This is a genomic window from Clostridium frigidicarnis (assembly GCF_900111985.1).
Classification (GTDB): domain Bacteria; phylum Bacillota; class Clostridia; order Clostridiales; family Clostridiaceae; genus Clostridium_Z; species Clostridium_Z frigidicarnis.
Window position 1 is genome coordinate 118,680 of sequence record NZ_FOKI01000002.1, and the last position, 19,971, is coordinate 138,650.

The 19,971-nt window shown below is 29.5% G+C and carries 17 protein-coding genes; 12 read left to right on the plus strand and 5 right to left on the minus strand.

Annotated features, from left to right (window positions below):
- On the plus strand, window positions 1–789 hold the full coding sequence (locus tag BM119_RS01635) for an ABC transporter ATP-binding protein (protein ID WP_090038269.1): 789 nt from the start codon (window positions 1–3) through the stop codon (window positions 787–789).
- Between the two features lie 86 nt (window positions 790–875).
- Here the strand turns inward: BM119_RS01635 and BM119_RS01640 are convergent, their stop codons facing one another.
- From BM119_RS01640 to BM119_RS01650, 3 genes are all read right to left on the minus strand, one after another.
- A complete protein-coding gene (locus tag BM119_RS01640; protein ID WP_090038272.1) occupies window positions 876–1,367 on the minus strand; it encodes a hypothetical protein in 492 nt (163 codons plus the stop codon).
- A 112-nt stretch (window positions 1,368–1,479) separates the two neighbouring features.
- On the minus strand, window positions 1,480–2,277 hold the full coding sequence (locus BM119_RS01645) for a pyruvate, water dikinase regulatory protein (RefSeq protein WP_090038275.1): 798 nt from the start codon (window positions 2,275–2,277) through the stop codon (window positions 1,480–1,482).
- A gap of 113 nt (window positions 2,278–2,390) precedes the next feature.
- Window positions 2,391–4,763 carry a transglycosylase domain-containing protein gene (locus tag BM119_RS01650; RefSeq protein ID WP_090038277.1) on the minus strand — a complete coding sequence of 791 codons (2,373 nt, stop codon included), beginning with the start codon at window positions 4,761–4,763 and terminating at the stop codon, window positions 2,391–2,393.
- 121 nt (window positions 4,764–4,884) lie between these two features.
- On the opposite strand from BM119_RS01650, the gene yunB reads away from it, so the two are divergent.
- Window positions 4,885–5,598, plus strand: coding sequence for a sporulation protein YunB (gene yunB / locus BM119_RS01655; RefSeq protein WP_090038280.1), 714 nt, complete (start codon window positions 4,885–4,887; stop codon window positions 5,596–5,598).
- A gap of 53 nt (window positions 5,599–5,651) precedes the next feature.
- Here the strand turns inward: yunB and hpt are convergent, their stop codons facing one another.
- On the minus strand, window positions 5,652–6,179 hold the full coding sequence (gene hpt / locus BM119_RS01660; protein WP_090038283.1) for a hypoxanthine phosphoribosyltransferase: 528 nt from the start codon (window positions 6,177–6,179) through the stop codon (window positions 5,652–5,654).
- Window positions 6,180–6,401: 222 nt separating this feature from the next.
- Between hpt and hflX the strand changes: the two genes are divergently transcribed.
- The 10 genes from hflX to dut all read left to right on the plus strand — a co-directional run bounded on the left by hflX (window position 6,402) and on the right by dut (window position 18,835).
- The gene (hflX, locus tag BM119_RS01665; protein WP_090038287.1) at window positions 6,402–8,186 is read left to right on the plus strand and encodes a GTPase HflX; all 1,785 of its coding nucleotides are present in this window, start codon (window positions 6,402–6,404) and stop codon (window positions 8,184–8,186) included.
- A 228-nt stretch (window positions 8,187–8,414) separates the two neighbouring features.
- The gene (locus BM119_RS01670) at window positions 8,415–8,633 is read left to right on the plus strand and encodes a hypothetical protein (RefSeq protein WP_090038290.1); all 219 of its coding nucleotides are present in this window, start codon (window positions 8,415–8,417) and stop codon (window positions 8,631–8,633) included.
- A 71-nt stretch (window positions 8,634–8,704) separates the two neighbouring features.
- Entirely contained in the window at window positions 8,705–9,601 is an 897-nt protein-coding gene (locus BM119_RS01675; RefSeq protein WP_177199282.1) for a nucleotidyltransferase domain-containing protein, read from the plus strand.
- Window positions 9,602–9,873: 272 nt separating this feature from the next.
- A complete protein-coding gene (locus BM119_RS01680) occupies window positions 9,874–11,280 on the plus strand; it encodes an aminotransferase-like domain-containing protein (protein ID WP_090038295.1) in 1,407 nt (468 codons plus the stop codon).
- A gap of 5 nt (window positions 11,281–11,285) precedes the next feature.
- Window positions 11,286–11,936, plus strand: coding sequence for a YigZ family protein (locus BM119_RS01685; RefSeq protein ID WP_090038297.1), 651 nt, complete (start codon window positions 11,286–11,288; stop codon window positions 11,934–11,936).
- A 98-nt stretch (window positions 11,937–12,034) separates the two neighbouring features.
- On the plus strand, window positions 12,035–12,775 hold the full coding sequence (locus BM119_RS01690) for a YebC/PmpR family DNA-binding transcriptional regulator (protein WP_090038299.1): 741 nt from the start codon (window positions 12,035–12,037) through the stop codon (window positions 12,773–12,775).
- 1,021 nt (window positions 12,776–13,796) lie between these two features.
- Entirely contained in the window at window positions 13,797–15,350 is a 1,554-nt protein-coding gene (locus tag BM119_RS01695; protein ID WP_090038301.1) for an acyl CoA:acetate/3-ketoacid CoA transferase, read from the plus strand.
- A 39-nt stretch (window positions 15,351–15,389) separates the two neighbouring features.
- Complete coding sequence (locus BM119_RS01700; protein ID WP_090038303.1) at window positions 15,390–16,331, plus strand: 3-hydroxyacyl-CoA dehydrogenase family protein; 942 nt, start codon at window positions 15,390–15,392, stop codon at window positions 16,329–16,331.
- 196 nt (window positions 16,332–16,527) lie between these two features.
- Window positions 16,528–18,234, plus strand: a complete 1,707-nt coding sequence (locus BM119_RS01705; protein ID WP_090038305.1) for a sigma 54-interacting transcriptional regulator — start codon at window positions 16,528–16,530, stop codon at window positions 18,232–18,234.
- A 172-nt stretch (window positions 18,235–18,406) separates the two neighbouring features.
- Window positions 18,407–18,835: a dUTP diphosphatase gene (dut, locus tag BM119_RS01710; protein WP_090038307.1), complete on the plus strand. Its 429-nt coding sequence runs from the start codon at window positions 18,407–18,409 to the stop codon at window positions 18,833–18,835.
- Window positions 18,836–18,972: 137 nt separating this feature from the next.
- Here the strand turns inward: dut and BM119_RS01715 are convergent, their stop codons facing one another.
- Window positions 18,973–19,833: a CAP domain-containing protein gene (locus tag BM119_RS01715; protein ID WP_090038310.1), complete on the minus strand. Its 861-nt coding sequence runs from the start codon at window positions 19,831–19,833 to the stop codon at window positions 18,973–18,975.
- Window positions 19,834–19,971: the final 138 nt, after the last annotated feature.

The window sequence follows — 19,971 nt, forward strand, 5'->3', positions numbered from 1 at the left end:
ATGGGGAAGACTATAACAGTGAATGGGCTAACATATAAAATAAACGATAAAAACATATTAAACAATATGGAGTTAGAAATAGAAAGTAATAAGCTTTATACAATTGTTGGACCAAATGGATCAGGTAAAACAACATTGATAAAGCATATATGCAAAATTATCCAATGTAAATCAGGTGAAATAAATATAGGGGACATAGATATAAATAGCATTAATGGCAGAGAACTTGGGAAAATTATGTCCTCTGTTCCACAAAATACAAATCTTGATTTTGCGTATACAGCATGGGATATAGTTCTCATGGGAAGAAACCCTCATATAGGAAGGTTTAAAAAAGAAAATGATAATGATTTAGAAAAAGTAAGAGAAGCAATGAAAATGACAAATACTTATCATTTAAAAGATGAGGATATAAGTACTTTAAGTGGAGGAGAACGTCAAAGAGTAATAATAGCTAGGGCTTTGGCACAGGAAACCCCGGTGATGATTTTAGATGAACCAATATCACAGTTAGACATTCATCATCAAATACAAGTTATGAATATACTAAAATCCTTAGTTAAAAATTACAATAAAACTGTAATATGTGTTTTACATGATTTAAATATTGCAGCTCAATATAGTGATGAACTTATATTGGTTAATGATGGAAAAGTATTAAAAAAGGGAACTCCTAAAGAAATCATAAACAATGAGGTTTTAAAGGAAGTTTATAATATGGATTTTTTTATAATGGATAATCCTATAAATTCTTGTCCGCTTATATTGCCTTTTAATAAGGAAAAATAAATAAAGCTATCCTTTTAATGTAATTAAAAGGATAGCTTTATTTGTTTATAAATATACTTAAATAAATCATCTTCAAAAAATAATCATTAAGCTTCAAGATATTTTGATTTTTCGGTGTCATTTAATGCTTCAAGATTTTTTCCCTCTAAATAAGAACATAGGTCCTTGAATACTTGAATCTCATGTATTGTTGATAAATATCTAGGATCTATGGTTATACCAGTTGATTTTTGCATTATAAACTCCATGTTATAAAGTTCGGTTTCTTTAAAACCAGTTTTATAGTTATATATACAAGGACAGAAATAATCCCAGTTATTTTCAAAATATTTTGTCTTTGCAAAACATAATCTATACACTTGAAAAACCATACCTAATACTGATGCTTTTAATGTGAATTTTAAAGAAAAATATTCTTGTGTTGGATATTTAGCTTCAACACGCTGAAAATATAATCTATCATTCAATGTGAGTTTATATTTATCCAAAACTTTACATTTATCAGGTCCTAGAATTTCTCTAACAAACCTTTCCCTAATTAAAGGTTCCATTTCTCTAATTTTTTCAAAATTTAGCATGATAATCACCCTTTAATATAATTCTTAAGTTTATATTAACTTAAGAGGGTAGGTTAGTCTAATAGTTAATATGTATAAAACATTTACAATGTATTATTAAATTAAATATAGATTAGAAGTTTAGGTATTTGCTAATAATTAAAGCTGTGTCCTCTAAAGCTCTACTTGTAACATCAATAGTTTTACAACCAAGTTTCCTCATCACTTTATCTGAATACTCTAGTTCTTCAAGAATTCTCTCTTCATTTGAATAAGAGAATTCAATATGAGGCAGTGAGAATTTATCCATTCTATGTTTTCTAATGTCTATTAAATTTAAGGGGTTTATTGTAAGTCCAAAAATCTTCTTTTTATCAATAGAAAACAGTTCATCAGGAACTGGGATTTCAGGTACTAAGGGAATATTAATAGTTTTATATCCTTTATTAGCTAGGTATAAACTTAAAGGTGTTTTAGAGGTTCTAGATAACCCAACTAATATTATGTCAGCATTTTTTAAGCCTCTTAAATCCTTAGAATCGTCATATTGAAGTGCAAATTCCATTGCTTCAATCCTTTTAAAATAATCTTCATCCATTTTCCAAACAGCTCCAGGAGAATATACTGGGGTTTTATGTAACTTTGAACTTAAAACATTTATTATTGGAGACAGGATATTTATTATTGTTATATTATTTTCAATACATCGTTGTATTAAAAATTCTCGAACATCTGATAAAACTATAGTTGAAATAACAATGCAATCTTGTTTAATTTTAATATTTTTAATAAAGTCTTCAACATCATCAAAAGTTTTAATATAAGGAGTCCTTATAACATTGATATCTTCATTAAATTGGCAAGAAGAAGCTACAGAAACTAGTTCAGCAGTTTCACCTATAGAGTCTGAGACTGCATATATTGTAATCATAAATATCACCTCTTAAACATAGTTTATCACATTTGACTTATTTTTAATTATCTAATGTTTGTAAAAATAAAAAATATGTAGTCTATATAGACTACATATTTTTGTTTTTATAATTATTTTTTCTTACCATTATTAGGTAGTGTAGGAGTAACCGGTGGAGTAACCGGTGGAGTAACTGGTGGTATCGGGTTATTTGGATCCACTGGATTGTTTGGATCAGTAGGATTATTTGGGTCTACCGGTTTGTTGGGATCCACTGGATTATTTGGGTCTACCGGTTTGTTTGGATCTACCTCTGGAGTTTTTGTCTTGTCATTTTGTTTTGGTGTTGAACTTACTCCGTGAGAAGAATCACATAAAGAAGTTGGTTCAGTACCATCAATGAAAAATTCACTATATGCAGTTCCAGCTCTTTTGCATGAATCAGTTGCAAGTTTTCCAGAAGCTTTACATATATATGATTTAGTAACACCAGAAGGCATTTCCAATTCTTTGTATTCAAGTCCTGAATGAGCTCTAGCCATGATTTTTGACCATACCTTAGCTGCATCGTTACTATTCATACCATTTAAGGTTGCAGGAGAATCATTACCTATATAAACAGCACCTGAATAATAAGGTGTTAATCCCGAAAACCAAAAGTATTCATTATTTGATGTTGTACCAGTTTTACCTGATACAGGCATTGAACCAAATTTAGCACCTGGAGCAGAATATTCTAGTGGCCCCTTAAGCATATCATACATTATATAAGAAGCTTGAGGCGAAATAATTTTATTCTGCTTTGGAGAACCATCTAGTAATACTTTTCCATTTCTATCTTTAACTGTAGTGTATAGAATAGGGGCTGTATAAACTCCTTCATTACCAAAAGTACCATAGGCAGCTGATAGAATAAGAGGATTACCTCCATCTAAATCACTAGAATTATTATCAAATTGTCCTAATGCAAGAGCTGACATACTTGATTTAGATATTTTATTAAATCTTAATCCAAACTTTTCGCCATAAGCTACGCCTGTTTTAAGTCCAAGCATATCCTCACCTTTAATAGATATGACGTTTTTAGATTTTTTTAGACCTTCTCTTAAAGTTGTATTGCCTCCGTAAGTTTTGTCAACATTTTGAGGATTAGTACTACCATAACCATATTTTTTAAGCATACTATCAGAAAGAGGAGAGTCATCGATTATTGTAGCAGCTGTTGCAATCTCAGTATCTATTAATGGACCGTATACTGTAAGAGGCTTTATAGCAGAACCAACTGGTTTTAAAAATTTATCAGAAGCAGCCCTATTAAAGGATAATGCTGGCTGCTCACCTCTACCACCTACTATTGTCTTAACTTGACCTGTAGAGTAGTCCATAACTACAGCAGAAACCTGGGGCTCAACTAAATTGGTGTTTTTATCATGTTGGTTAGGAACATTTGTGAATGTAGACACCTTATCTACAACTTCATGTTGAGTATAATCTTGTAAGCTCTTATCCATGGTAGTGTATATTTTAAGTCCTCCATAAGAGACAAGACGATTTACTTCTTTATCTGTGTAGCCATATTGTGATTTTAAATCTGCCTTAACTTGATCCATTACTGGACGTGAAAACCACTCATAGTTAAGCTTATCTAAATTTTCAGCAGGTGGATTAAACTTTATTCCATTTGCATCAATATCGGCTAGTGCTGTATCATATTCTTCTTTATTTATATAGCCTAATTCACTCATTTTTCCAAGAACTAGCTTAGTCTTTGTTATATATGAGCTAGGATCTTTCTTAGCTGATGGTGAAAAGGCATAGAATTTAGACGGGTTTTGAGTTACACCCGCAATATAAGCTGATTCTATAAGGTTTAAGTCCTTTGCTGATTTATTAAAATATTGTTTAGAAGCAGCTTCAACGCCATTTGCTCTTCCACCTAAGTGAATAGTATTTAAATATGCTTCTAGTAGTTGATCTTTAGTTAATACTTTTTCAAGTTTCAATGCTAAATACATTTCTTGAACTTTTCTTTTAATATTGACATCATTAGTTAATAAAGTATTTTTAAGCAACTGTTGAGTCAAGGTTGATGCACCATGAAGTCCAGTTTTACCCGTAAGTTTGTTTTTAACATCAGTTACGAAGGCTCCAACTATCCTTCTATAATCAAGACCATTATGTGAATAGAATCTTTCATCTTCTATACTAACAAAGGCTTGCTGTAAATGCTTCGGCATGTCCTCAATAGAAATTATTGAACGTTTTTGTTCAGTGGGGACATAGTCCATAAATTCTCCTTGATCGTTATATAATATTGAATCTTCATCAAGGGATAAAATAGCATTTATGTCTAGAGGTGGTGCGGTTTTTATTATGGCAAAAGAAACTCCTGCAACTGCTATACCACTAAGTAATATAAAAAACAGAAAACCTAGCAATATATTTTTCCAAATATTACGAGGAGCTTTCTTCTTCTTTTTCCTTGTCTTTTTCCTTTTACTCATACTTTCCTCCTAACTATTTAGTTGTAAATCATAAAAAAGAATATTATATCATATTAAAATATTATATCATATTATAGCATATTAATAGAATGATTAATTAATTTTTACAGGGGGAATTTTTGTGAAAAAACCTATAGTCAGAAGATCTATAGTAAAAAGAGCAACTAGAAATAAAGTGAAAATTAACAAAAGTAAAGTTGTTTTTATACTAATAATTATGGCTGTTATATTGATTTTTAATACAGTACTCTATGAGTTCGATAAAAAAGTTATGCCTAGAGTAATGACAATCGGCGATGCGGAAATGAGAGCTAAAGCTATTTTTATATTAAATGATAACATAAGCAAAATATTTAAAGATAATTTCAATTATGGGGATATAATAAAAGTTGATAAAAATGAAGCGGGAGATATAACAATGATAAGGGCAGATACCCTGAAGATGAATACTTTGGCCACAGAGGTTGCGTTAAATAGCCAGAAAGACTTGAGGGAAATAGGGGCAGTTGGGATAAAGATACCATTAGGTTATGTTTTGAATAACAATATAATCGCTAATCTTGGGCCTGATATAGGAATTAAAATGAAACCTGTAGGGGATATTCAGGTTACTTACTCATCTGAATTTGAGAGTGCAGGTATAAATCAAACAAGACATAGAATATATTTACACTTAAGTACAAGGTTAAAGGTTAATGTGCCATTAAAAAGTACTGATTTAGAAGTTAAACATGAAATACCTATATGTGAAACAATAATAATTGGTAAAATACCAAATACTAATTTACAAATGGATGGGGGTACAACAGAAAGCTTAATAAAAACAAAACCATAATAAAAAAAGGCTGTATCAGATTTATAAAATAAATCTGATACAGCCTTTTTTTATTAGTTTGTTTCCCAGTTGAAAACATAAGGAATATTTCTGTAGAAATCGCCATAATTTAGACCATATCCTACAACAAATAAATCTTCTATTTCAAAACAGCAGTAATTAGGTTTTATATCTAATTTTCTTCTAGATGGTTTATCTAAAAGAACACAGCATTTAACCGACTTAGCGCCAAGTTTTTTAACATGATTTATAACAAATTCCATAGTTGTTCCACTATCAACAATGTCATCAACAATAAGAACATCTAATCCTTCTATGTTATCAGGTATGTCATTTACAACAGTAACTACACCACTAGATTCTTCTCCGTTACCATAGCTAGAAGTAGTCATAAACCCTATCTGAGTAGGTACATCAATTGCTCTAACTAAATCAGCAGCAAATATAAAACTTCCTCTTAATAAAGAAAGTACATAAAGATTACCACCTTCATATGCTTCAGATATTTCCTTACCTACTACTTGAATTCTTTCAGAAATTTCATTAGCACTTATTAAAATATTTCTTTTTTTATCTTCCATAATACGCCTCCACACCTATTGTAAATATTGTTTTTATAGTATAAAATAATATGAAAGTTGTCAAGTATATTAGATTTACATAAAGATAAAATTTTCGTTAGGAGCTGGTTATTACATTTTATAGTATAATTTCAGCAAAAGTTATTAATATTATATAAGGATTAAATTATGATAATTTAATAGTTGTGATTTTAAGATAAAATCTTAAGGGAGGTTTGCATTATGATATACGGAAATGTAGACGGTGTTAGAAATAGTATATTAAATGAATTAGAAGATTTGTATGATGTTAGAATTGACAAGGATAGTTTTGCATCATTAGAGTTAATAGATACAATGGTTAAAGTTACAGGAATTTTAGAAAGAGAAATAAGTGTAGCTATTGATAGAAAAGGTAGGATAATAAGTGTTGCAGTTGGAGACAGCACAACTGTTGAGGTGCCACTTATAGATATAAAAGAAAAAAAACTAAGTGGAGTAAGGATAATACATACCCATCCTAATGGTTCTTCTAAACTGTCTGCTTTAGATAATTCTGCTTTGTTAAAATTGAAGTTAGATGCAATAGTAGCACTTGGAGTAGAAGAAGATAAGCTAAATGATATAACATTAGGGTTTTGTGAAGTGGATAACAATGTTTTAGTTGGCTCTCATACAAAACCAATAACATTAGAAGAAGCCATGGCTATAAACATATTAGATAAAATATCTCATTGTGAAGAGATGATAAAGCTTAATAAGGTAGAGGAAGATAATACTGAAAAAGCTATTTTAGTAGGATGCGATACAGAGGAAAGTCTAGTAGAATTAGAGGAATTAGCTAAGGCTTGCAATACACCCGTTTTATGTCATGTATTCCAAAATAGATATAAAATAGATTCTGCTTTTTATATTGGAAGTGGAAAAGTTGAGGAAATAGCAATGCTAGCTCAAGCATACAGAGCAAATGTAGTTATATTTGATGATGAATTATCCGGATCTCAAGTTAGGAACTTAGAAGAGGCTATAGGAATTAAAGTTATAGATAGAACGACTTTGATATTAGATATATTTGCTACAAGAGCTAAATCTAGAGAGTCAAAAATTCAAGTAGAACTTGCTCAGCTAAAATACAGACAATCGAGATTGGGTGGTCTTGGAACCATTTTATCCAGAACAGGTGGAGGAATAGGAACCAAAGGACCAGGAGAAAAGAAGCTCGAGATAGATAGAAGACGTATAAGGGAAAGAATTTATGACTTAACAAATGAGCTTAAAAAAATAAAGAAGGTAAGAGAAGTACAAAGGGAAAATAGGACTAAGCAACAAGTTATGCAAGTTGCTTTAGTTGGATATACAAATGCTGGAAAATCCACATTGAGAAATACTCTTTGTGATATAGCAGCTGCAAAAGATATGATGCAAAAGGATAAAGTTTTTGAGGCAGATATGTTATTTGCTACCTTAGATGTAACAACAAGAGCAATAACCCTTCCAGATAACAGAGGTATAACTTTAACAGATACAGTAGGGTTTGTTAGAAAGCTTCCTCATGAATTAGTTGAAGCATTTAAATCTACATTAGAGGAAGTTATATATGCTGACTTATTACTTCATGTGGTAGATGCATCATCTGATGAAGCTTTGAAGCAAATTGAAGCTGTGGAAGAGGTATTACAAGAACTTGGAGCAAGAGATAAAGAACAAATTTTAGTGTTAAATAAGATTGATAGAAAAAATGAAGAAGAAATAAAACTAATAAAAGAAAAGGTAAATGAATATACTATAATTGAAATTTCAGCTAAGGAAAGAATAAATTTAGATATATTAATGAATATTATATCAGAAAAATTACCATATACTTTAAAACAAGCTGAATATATAATTCCATACACAGATCAACAAATAGTAGCTTATATGCATAGAAATGCTAATATAATGGAAGAAGACTATAGAGACAATGGAACATATGTAAAAGCTGAAGTAGATGATGAAGTATATAATAAATGTATAGAATTTTTAATTTAAGAAAAAATACCTAAGGAAGTACTTCCTTAGGTATTTTTTTCTTGAAGAAATCAAGTTTATATAAAATGATTATAGTTAATCAGCTAGAGTTTATTAAAGTGAAGCAATATAACCTAGCTGAAGGTTAGAAGGATTTATCAAAACTCATATTAGTATACTAATTTAATTGAATTAATATAACTGATACTTGTAATAAGATAAATACGATAGATTTAGGAGGAATTTAAAATGGAGAAATTATGCCCCGTATGTAATAGTATATGTGAAAAACATGTTATATGTTACAAATGTGGAAATTACATGGAGGATATGGGAAGGAATTCTCAATACTATGATTCATATAGTTGTGACATTGAAATTGATACTAATGGAGCTTGCATACATTTATATCAATGTAAAAGTTGTAATGCAGAAAATCTTGTAAAAATTCAGGAAATTTTCATTTAGTCATTGAAATATAACATGTCTTAATTATATAATAGTAATAATAAATGTCTGTAAATAAATGGGGGGGTCATATGAAAGCAATATCAATTTACCAAGATGTATTTAATGAGTTAGTTTATAATTTAAAAAATAATGAAGAAATACTTGCCTTATTGGTTTTTGGAAGTCTTGTTACAGGGGATCTATGGGAAGGTTCGGATATAGATTTAATGGTTGTTTGTAAAGATAATCCTGTGCATGTAAAAAACATATACTTAGAAGATGAAGAGATACCGGTACACATAAAACTTATAAATAAAGAAAATTTTATGTGTCTTGGAGAAAATAATAAATCAGAAAATGCTTTATATAAGTTTTTTTCAGCATCTAAATTAGTTTTCTGGAAAGATGATGATATAAGGGATAAGTATAATCAAGGTAGATATTTTAAAGATGTAGATAAAGATAGACTATCTATGGTTTATTTAGGAAGGTTACTAAAAGATTTTAAAGTTTTAAAAAAATATTTATACCATGGAGGGAATTATACAGCCTTTTCATGTGCGGTTAGATGTATGGAAGAATTTGCACGTTTATATGTTAATAGTATGGGATATATAACAACAAAGGATGCATTAGCTATGGCATCAGAATTAAATAATGAATTTAAAATATCTCTTGAAAAATTATTTTTTTATAGTGATAATGTAAAAGAAAAATTTGAAAATACAGCATCATTTTTGGAATTTCAAATAGATAATATGTTTAAAAATAGTACAAGTTTTCTTATAGATTTTATAAAAAATGAATCTAGACATTTAAGTGCAGAAGAAATAAAGGAATTTAAGGTATTTAAAGGATTTAACATAGAGATGGAAATGTTATTGAATGAGTTATGGAAAAGAAATATAATAAAAAGAGAACTTAGGGATTATACAAGTGAAGACGGAAAAGTTCTATTTAAAGAAAATGTATATTATGTAAATTAAATACCCTTATTTGAGGGTATTTTATTTCTATGTAGGATATTATAGATTTTAAATCTAAGAATAATTTTGTTAAGCACTTCATATAGGCAAAGTTGGTAGTGACAAGTTGCAAGTGATGAGTGACAAGTTAAGGATGAAATCTTCTTACAGAAGATTTCTAAAATAAAAAAAATAGTTAGAAACCTGTGGTTTTTAACCTCAACTTGTAATTGAAAACTTGTCACTTAAGGAATGGCGTAGTAACTTTGTTTTGAGTAAAAGGAGAATTGTGTATGGAAAAATTTTATGTGGAATTTATAGAGGAAAATCCTAAATATATACAATTACAAATGCATATAAAAAAACTAATAGATAAGGAAGAAGTTGAAGATGGAGAAAAGCTTCCCACAATAAGAGCATTATCAAAATTTCTAGGAGTTAATAATGTCACTGTTGTAAATGCATATAAAAGACTTGAAATTGAAGGATATGCAGTTCAAAAAATGGGAAGTGGAACATATGCAAAAAGAAAACTACTAGGAAGATGTTTTAGAAAAGAATATAATGAAACTTTTAAAAAATTATCTATTGAAGAGTTGAGGCAAAGTATAGATTTTTCAGGGGAAAGTACAAGTAGCTCCTATTTTCCGGTACAGGATTTTAAGGAGATACTAAATGAAGTATTGGATAGAGATGGTGCAGAAGCTTTAATGTATCAGGAATCTTTAGGGTATAAGGGTTTGAGGAAAGAAATAAATAAAGAGTTTTGGAGTAATGAGTTAACCTTAGATGATATATTAATAGTTTCAGGAGCTCAACAAGGTATAGATATTGTTGCAAAATCACTTATTAATGTAAATGATAATGTAATAATAGAGAGGCCAACTTATAATGGTGCTATGATGGTTTTTAACTGGAGAAGATCAAATATATTTGAAATAGACATGGAAGAAGATGGTGTGAGTATAGAAAAACTTCAAGAAATACTAAAAAAGAATAGAATAAAGTGTTTTTATACTATGAGTTATTTTCAAAACCCAACAGGGGCATCTTACACAATAGAGAAGAAAAAGAAGATTTTAGCCTTAGCAGAAAAATATGATTTTTATGTTTTAGAGGATGATTATTTATCAGAACTAATATTTGATAAAAATATGGAATATAAAAGTTTTAAAAGTCTAGACGAAAATAACAGAGTAATATATATAAAAAGTTTTTCAAAAATATTTTTACCTGGAATAAGAATAGGATATGTAATAACACCAAGAAGATTTAGAGAGATTATACAAAACTCTAAGATACATACAGATATATCAACATCTTCACTTATGCAAAGAGCATTAGCTATGTATATAGAAACAGGTAAATGGAAAAGCCACATAGAGTTACTTATAAATGAATATAAAACGAGATATTGTTTTATGGAAAATTATTTAAGAGAACAATTGGGAGATAAGGTGGATTTCATGAGCCCAGGTGGAGGATTAAACTTTTTTATAAAACTAAAAGATAGTGTGAAAAAAGATTGTAAAGAATTATTTTTAAGATGCAGAGATAGAAATGTTATAATAACACCAGGTGTAATGTTTTTTAAAAATGAATCTGAAGGAATCAGATATTTTAGGATAGGATATTCCCAAACATCTATAGATAAAATAAAGGATGGGATAGATACAATAAAAGATATATTGGAGGAATAAAATCTATGGCATATATGACTATAAAAAAAGAAAGAGCAATAGCTGATTTTGAAGAAAAAAGATCCGAGTTTATAGGAAATATAAAGAGGGTCTCAACTGAAGTTGAAGCGAGAGCTTTTATAGATGAAATTAAAAGTCAGCATAAACAGGCTACTCACAATGTATATGCCTATATAATAGGAGAAAATATGGGTATACAAAGGTATACTGATGATGGAGAACCACAAGGAACAGCAGGTATACCAGCCCTTGAAGTATTAAAGAAAAATGGAGTTACAGATTGCTGTGTTGTAGTTACAAGATATTTTGGAGGAATTTTACTTGGTACAGGAGGACTTACTAGGGCTTATGGAAAGGGTGTAAGTGTAGCACTTAAAGAAGCAGGTATAGTAGAAAAAGTTAAAGGAATTACTATAAAGATAGAATTAGAATATGATAACTTAGGAAAAATACAATATGTATGTGCACAAAATAATTGGCATATAGAGAATACTGAATATACAGATAAAGTAAGCATATATATATTATGTGAAGAAATTGTTGAAGAACACATAATAAGAGAAATAACTGAAGCTACTAGTGGTAAGGCAACTATATGTAAGGTAAATGATGGCATTTACTTTAAAGAAGGCTATAGACTTTATGATAACATATAGACAAGTTGAAAAATTTCAACACAATATGATATAATATATTGTGAATTTTAAAGAGTTTTAAGCAACAATTTTTATATATAAGTTAGGAGGATACATACATGTCAGGACATTCAAAATGGCATAATATACAAGCAAAAAAAGGTAAAGCTGATGCTAAAAGAGGTAAGGTGTTTACAAAAATAGGTAAAGAATTAATGGTTGTAGTTAGAATGGGTGGGGCTAATCTAGATGCTAATAGCAAACTAAGAGATGTTATAGCAAAAGCAAAGGCTGCAAATATGCCTCAAGATACAATAACAAGAGCAATAAAGAAGGCTTCAGGAGAACTTGGAGATGTAAACTATGAAGAAACAGTATATGAAGGATATGGTCCTTTAGGGGTAGCTGTTATAGTTGAAGCTTTAACTGATAATAAAAATAGAACAGCAAGTAATGTAAGACACGCTTTCTCAAAACAGGGTGGTAACATGGGTTCAACAGGTTGTGTATCATTCATGTTCCAAAAAAAAGGTGAAATAGTAATAGAAAAAAATGATTCTTTAGATGAAGATGAATTAATGATGATGGCTTTAGATGCTGGTGCAGAAGATTTAGCTTCAGAAGATGAAGTTTTTGTAGTAACTACAGCTCCAGAGGAATTTGGAAATGTAAGAGAAGCTTTAGAAGCTCAAGGAATTGAATTTCTAGCAGCAGAAATTAAAGCTATACCAGATACCTACACTGCAATAGATGAGGAAACAGCAGTTAAATTTGAAAAGATGCTTGATCAACTAGAAGATGATGATGATGTTCAAAATGTGTACCACAACGCAGAATTTCCTGAAGGATGGGATGAATAATTCTGTTTAAATGAAATGGTAATTAGTATATATTGTGGATTTTTATACAAAAAGACAGTGAGTAGATTTGTAAAAACAAAACTATTTACTGTCTTTTTTCATGCACAGAAAAGTATAAAATTTTTTAATTCTAAGATGTTGATAAAACCTAGGGTTAAGGAGATTTTTAATCAGTGACAGGTTGCAAGTGATAAGTGACAAGTTAAAATGTGGCGTAGCTGCTTTAATCTTATAATTAGGCACATTCAAAAAAATAACAAGTCAGTATGCTAGTCTATTTTCTTTTATCTGCCTAAGTTAGTTGAGAATTGAGGAGTGAAAACTTTAATGAGTGACAAGTTATGAGTTACAAGTGACAAGTTGTGGTTAAATCTTCTAAGGAAGATTTTAAGATTTCAAAAATATAATTAAAGAAAATCTATGATTTTCAACATCAATTTGCCACTTGTCACTTTTAATTTGTCACTAAAAAGGGCGTGCCTTTCGTTCTCTGACACAAAATATACATGGCATCTTGGACTTGTTATTTTCTTTCATGTGCCTTAATAGGTAGATCATATTTGTAATAATTTATATATTGAGAGTAATTAATTATATTAATATATGATGTTTTAATGTAACGTTACTATTTTCAATAAATTTTTATATTTTTATAATATTTAAGTGGGCATAGGTATATTTATTTTTGTGTTTATATTGTATACATGTATATAATATAAACACATTAAAGAGAAATGGTCTGATAATTAATAAAATAGGCTTAAATTATGTAATATAAAAATAAATTTAGTATATTGCACCAGAATAAAAGCCCATTTGGTATTTTATGCTCCATAATTTAACAAATTAGATGAAGAATAATACTTAATACATGTAAAGAAAGTAGACACTTTGAAAATACAGAAATAATAAAATTACTTCTAAAGGCTTAATACATAAGCATATGCAAAAAACGAGTTAAGTTGGCATGGAAATTGCTAAATTTTGTATATATGACAATTAAGGTTTGGGGGTATAGATTATGAAATCAAAAGTTATGTCGAGAGAAAGTGCTGTTGCGCTTATAAAAGATAATTCTACTGTTGCTGTGGGAGGCTTTATTGGAAGTGGACATCCAGAGGAGATATCATTAGAAATAGAAAAGTCATTTTTAAATAATGACTCGCCAAAAGGTTTAAATTTAGTTTATGCAGCAGGACAAGGAGATGGAAAAGAAAAAGGATTGAATCATTTTGGGCATGAAGGATTGCTTTCAAGAGTAATAGGTGGGCACTGGGGATTGGCACCTAAACTTCAAAAGTTAGCACTAGACAATAAAATGGAGGCTTATAATTTACCTCAAGGAATTATATCTCACCTTTATAGGGATATAGCTGCAGGAAAGCCAGGTACTTTAACTCATGTGGGTTTAAAAACCTTTGTGGATCCTAGAAATGGTGGAGCAAAGTTAAATTCATTAACAAAAGAGGATATAGTAAAACTTATAAATATAGAAGGCAAAGAATATCTACTATATAAGACATTTCCTATAGATGTTGCAATTATAAGAGTAACATATGCTGATGAAGAAGGAAATGCAACATTAGAAAAAGAAGCAATGACTTTAGATTGTACTTCAATGGCTCAGGCTGCAAAAAACTCAGGAGGAATAGTTATTATTCAAGCAGAGAAGATAGTTGAGAAAGATACATTAGATCCAAGGTTTGTAAAAATACCTGGGATATATGTAGATGCTATTGTTGTGTCAAAGCCAGAAAATCATATGCAAACTTTCAGTGAGAGTTATAATTCAGCATATAGTGGAGAAAAAAAAGGTGTAGTTAATGATGTTGGAGTCCTTCCATTGGATGAGAGGAAGGTAATTGCAAGAAGAGCACTTATGGAGCTTAAAGCAAATTCTATTACAAATTTAGGAATAGGAATGCCAGAAGGAATATCTTTAGTTGCGAATGAAGAAGGTGTTGCACATGAAATGGTCCTTACAGTAGAAGCTGGACCAGTAGGAGGAGTTCCAGCAGCAGGACTTAGCTTTGGAGCATCAACCAACCCACTTAGTATATTAGATCAGTGTGAACAGTTTGATTTTTATGATGGTGGAGGATTAGATATTGCATTTTTAGGACTTGCACAATGTGATAAAAAAGGAAACATTAATGTTAGTAAATTTGGACCTAAAATAGCTGGTTGTGGAGGATTTATTAATATAACTCAAAATGCAAAGAAAGTAATATATTGTGGCACATTTACAGGTGGTGGGCTAAAATTAAAAATATGTGATGGAAAATTAAATATATTAAATGAGGGTAAATTTAACAAATTTATAAATACAGTAGAGCAGGTTACATTTAGTGGAGAATATGCTTATGAAGTAGGACAGATAGTTCTATATATAACTGAAAGAGCAGTATTTAGACTTGGTAAAGATGGATTAATATTAGAAGAGATAGCACCAGGAGTAGACTTGCAGAAGGATATTTTAGATCATATGGATTTCAAACCAATAATATCTGAAAATTTAAAAAATATGGATGAAAAGCTGTTTAAAGAAGACTTAATAGGTATAAAATTAAACTAATATATGGTATTATAGCAATTGTATGGGGGTGGTTAACTTATGAATATAAAAAATATAACAGTATTAGGTACAGGCACTATGGGCCATGGAATAGCATTATTAAGTGCTAAGGCAGGGTTAAATGTTGTTATGTACGGTAGAAGTGATGAAAGTTTAAATAGGGGCTTTAATAGTATAAAGTCTGGACTGAACCTTTTAAAAGAGGAAGGTAAAGTTGATGAAGAAGACTGTTTAGATATATTATCTAGAATAAAAGGGGTAAAAGATTTAGAAGAATCAGTTAAGAAAGCTGATTTTGTTATAGAATCTCTTGCAGAAGATTTAAACTTAAAGAAAGATATATTTTCTAGACTGGATAAGGTTTGTGGAAAAAATGTTATACTTGCGACAAATACATCAGGTATAAGTCCAAGTGAAATTGGTAAAAGCACTCAAAATCCTGAAAGAGTTGTTGTTGCACACTTTTGGAATCCACCCCAGTTAATACCTTTAGTTGAAGTTGTACCAGGAGAGCATACATCTAAAAATGTAGTTGATACAACAGTAGAATGGGTAGAATATATAGGTAAGAAACCTGTTAAAATGGAAAAAGAATGTTTGGGTTTCATTGGTAACCGTCTACAGTTAGCTCTTCTAAGAGAGGCATTATATATTGTTGAAAATGGATGGGCTAAACCAGAAGAAGTAGATAAAGCTATGGAATATGCTCATGGTAGAAGACTTGGAGTTACAGGACCAATATGTAGTGCAGACCTAGGAGGGTTAGATATATTTAATAATATAGCTAGATATTTATTTGAGGATTTATGTGATTATAAGGAAACATCAAAATTATTACAAAACAAGGTAGATAAAGGACAACTGGGTAGTAAATCAGGACAAGGATTTTATACTTGGGATGAAAAAGCCTTGAAGGAAAAACAAAAAGAACGTACAGAGGTATTGCTTTCATTTTTAGATAGAGATAGTAATAAAAAATAATATATATAAGTTAGGAGTTAACTATAGGTTGACTCCTAATTTCTTATGTAAGGCACCTTCAAAAAAAGGAGACCATTATTGTGATTTTACTATATTGTGTAGAATTAAATAAAAATTGGAATATAACTCTGTAAAAATATACTTTCACTAGTATAATAAAAGTATAATAAATTTATTATACTTGGGGGGAGAAATCATGGCGTTTTGTAAAAATATTTTAGAAAATATCATGGATAAGCTTTGTGAAGGGATTATTGTAATAGATATTAAAGGCAAAATAATTAATGCAAACAATGAATGCAAAAGGTTATTTCATAAAGATAAAATTGAGGAAATGAATATTAAATCCATAATTAACGATATGAAAATTAATGATGTTTTTAGAGGGGAATATATAATAAGCAGCAAAAAAATAGTCACACTAAACAAATCACTAGATATGTATGCTATTCCTTTTAAAGATGAGGATAAGAGAAAAGCAGTTCTTTTATTTAAATACTATAACGATGTAAACAATTGCAAGGGGTTGGATGATGAAGACAACATTAGAAATATAGATATTTTAAATACTATCATGAATAGTGCAGATGAGAGGGTTGTAATTATTGATAAAAACGGAGTTATAACAATGATGAGTAATTCGTACAAAGAATTTATAGGTTGTGATGATCCAGAAGGAAAACATGTAAGAAAAGTAATTGAAAATACTAAATTACATAACATATTAGAAACTGGAAAAGTTGAGGTTGGGGATATCCAAGAAATAAAAGGAAAGCAAATGATCTCTATGAGATTTCCTATAAAAAAAGATGGACAAGTAATCGGGGCAATTGGCAAAGTTATGTTTAAGGATATAAGTGATTTGTATAAACTAAATAAAAAAATAGATTTAATGCAAAAGGAATTAGAGTTCTATAAAAATGAATTTTCAAATAAGAGAAAAGCACTTTATTCTATAGATGATATTATAGGAAAATCAGAAAAAATAATGCAAATAAAGTTGCTATCTAGAAAAATTGCTAATACAAATTCAAATGTTTTAATTGTAGGAGAAAGTGGAACAGGTAAGGAGCTTTTTGCACATTCAATACATAATTTAAGTAATAGATATTTAGGCGCTTTTATAAAAATTAATTGTGCAGCGATACCATCAGAATTATTAGAATCAGAACTGTTTGGATATGAAGGTGGCGCTTTCACAGGGGCAAATAAAAAAGGGAAAAAAGGAAAATTTGAATTAGCTAATGAAGGAACAATTTTTTTGGATGAAATAGGGGATATGCCTTTAACTATGCAGGGAAAGCTATTGAGGGTAATTCAGGAAAAAGAAGTTGAAAGATTAGGTGGAAATGAATTAAAAAAGATAGATGTAAGAATAATAGCAGCTACAAATAAAAATCTAGAGGAACTTGTTCGTAAGGGAGAATTTAGGGAAGATTTATATTATAGATTAAATGTGATGAAAATAACTGTACCAGCATTAAAAGATAGAAAAGATGATATAGAATCATTATGTGAAATACTTATATCTAAAGTGTCAAAAAGATTAGGAATTTACGTTGAGGGAATCTCAGAAGAGGCAGTGGGATATTTAATAACATATAATTGGCCGGGAAATATTAGAGAGTTAGAAAATGTTATTGAGAGAGCTATTAATTTACTGGACTCAGATTTGATAATCAAAGTAAAACATTTACCAATGAGGATAACAGAAAATGAAAAAAAATATAATTATAAGAAAGATAGGTACTTAAAAGAAGTAATAGAAGAAGTTGAAGAAAATATTATAAGAGATTGTCTAATTAAGAATAATGGAAATAAAAACAGAACTGCTAAGATATTAGGAATTAGTAGAGCTGGATTGTATAAAAAGATAGATGAGTATAATCTGCAAAATTATTAACTAACTTATTATTAATATGATATAATTATTTTTAATTTATATATATATATTTCATTAATAAAACTACATTTATATTGTCGTAGTATATGAGCAGCACTTATTCTAAATGAATAAACTTTATTGAATCATATATACTAAAAAAAATATTGTTCTAGCTAAGGAGATTAAGAATATGAAATTATTAGTAGAAAAAATAAATGAAAATGCCATAATACCATTTTGTGCTCACAAAGGTGATGCTGGATTAGATTTATTTTCAATAGAAGAGGTTGTCATTAATCCAGGTGAGAGAAAGCTTATACATACTGGCATAAAGATAGGTCTTCCAGAAAATACTGAGGCACAAATTAGACCAAGAAGTGGATTGGCATTAAAACATGGTATTACAGTGTTAAACACTCCTGGTACAATAGATGAAGGATATAGAGGAGAAATAGGAGTAATTCTTATAAACCTTGGAGATAAATCTTTTAATGTTGAAAAAAATATGAAAATAGCTCAAATGGTAATAAAGCCAGTACTAAGTGTAAAGATAGAGGAAGTTAAAGAACTTGATGAATCAGAAAGAGGCGAAGGTGGATTTGGTTCTACAGGATTCTAGTAAGTATAAGAAAAACAACCTAATTTAAATTAGGCATCTTCAAAAAATAATAGACCAGTATTTTTGTTTATTTGGCATAATACTTGGAATCTTTGGCCTATTATTTTTTTCATATGCCTTAGGTTGTTTTGTTTAAATTAGTTGGAAAATAATTGGGATTCATAGGCTATATCTCCATTAGAAGAAAATGCAACGCCTATACCCATTTTGTTAAATCTAGTGTTTAATATATTAGCTTTATGTCCTGGGGAATTCATCCAATTTGTAACTATAAATTCAGCTGTTACAGAAGATTTAGACATACCTTTACTAGTTTGAACATTTTCTCCAGCGGCAGAATAATTTATTCCAAAACTTTTAATTAAGTCAAATGGACTGCCAGTATAAGGAGAGTTATGATCGAAATACCCATATTGTAACATTTCGTTAGCTTTGTATTTAGAAGCTTGTCTAAGCGTTGAATCCATGGATAAGGGTTGTAAACCAGCTTTATCACGTTCAATATTACATAGATTTAAAATTTCGGTTTCAACATCATCTAGAAATTCCATATCATAGTTATTGGGTATTTGGGGTAAATTACCTGGATAATGATTATTCTTACTATTGGATGAAGCAGATGATGCATTGTCTTTTTCATTTGAAGTAGCATCTGTTGAAGTTTCATCATTCGTTGAGTTGCTAGGCATTTCTTCTGAATTATTCTTTGAATTATGTACATTATTATTGGATGAATCTGTTTTTTGTGTGGTATCAGTGTTTTTAGTACCACTATTTTTAGATTCATCTAATTTAGCATTCTCATCAGTTTGTTTATTTTCAGAAGAAGAGGCATAAGCATCTGGAGTATTATCCACATCAGTATTCTCATCAGATTTTACAAAAGATTCAATAGGTTGTACATCGCTTGGGGTGTTAAATTTATTGTATATAAACACACTTCCTGTTATTCCTAAAGTTATGGCTAAGGGAATAATTATTTTTAAATTCTTATTCATAAATTAAATCACCTCTTTTATCCTTTAAAGTATGTTTTAAATTATACTGGTCTTTATTGTATAAACCTATAGTAATGTGATGGATAATAGAAAATAATAAACTAAATATGTATATTTATACTAAATGTTGTACATAAT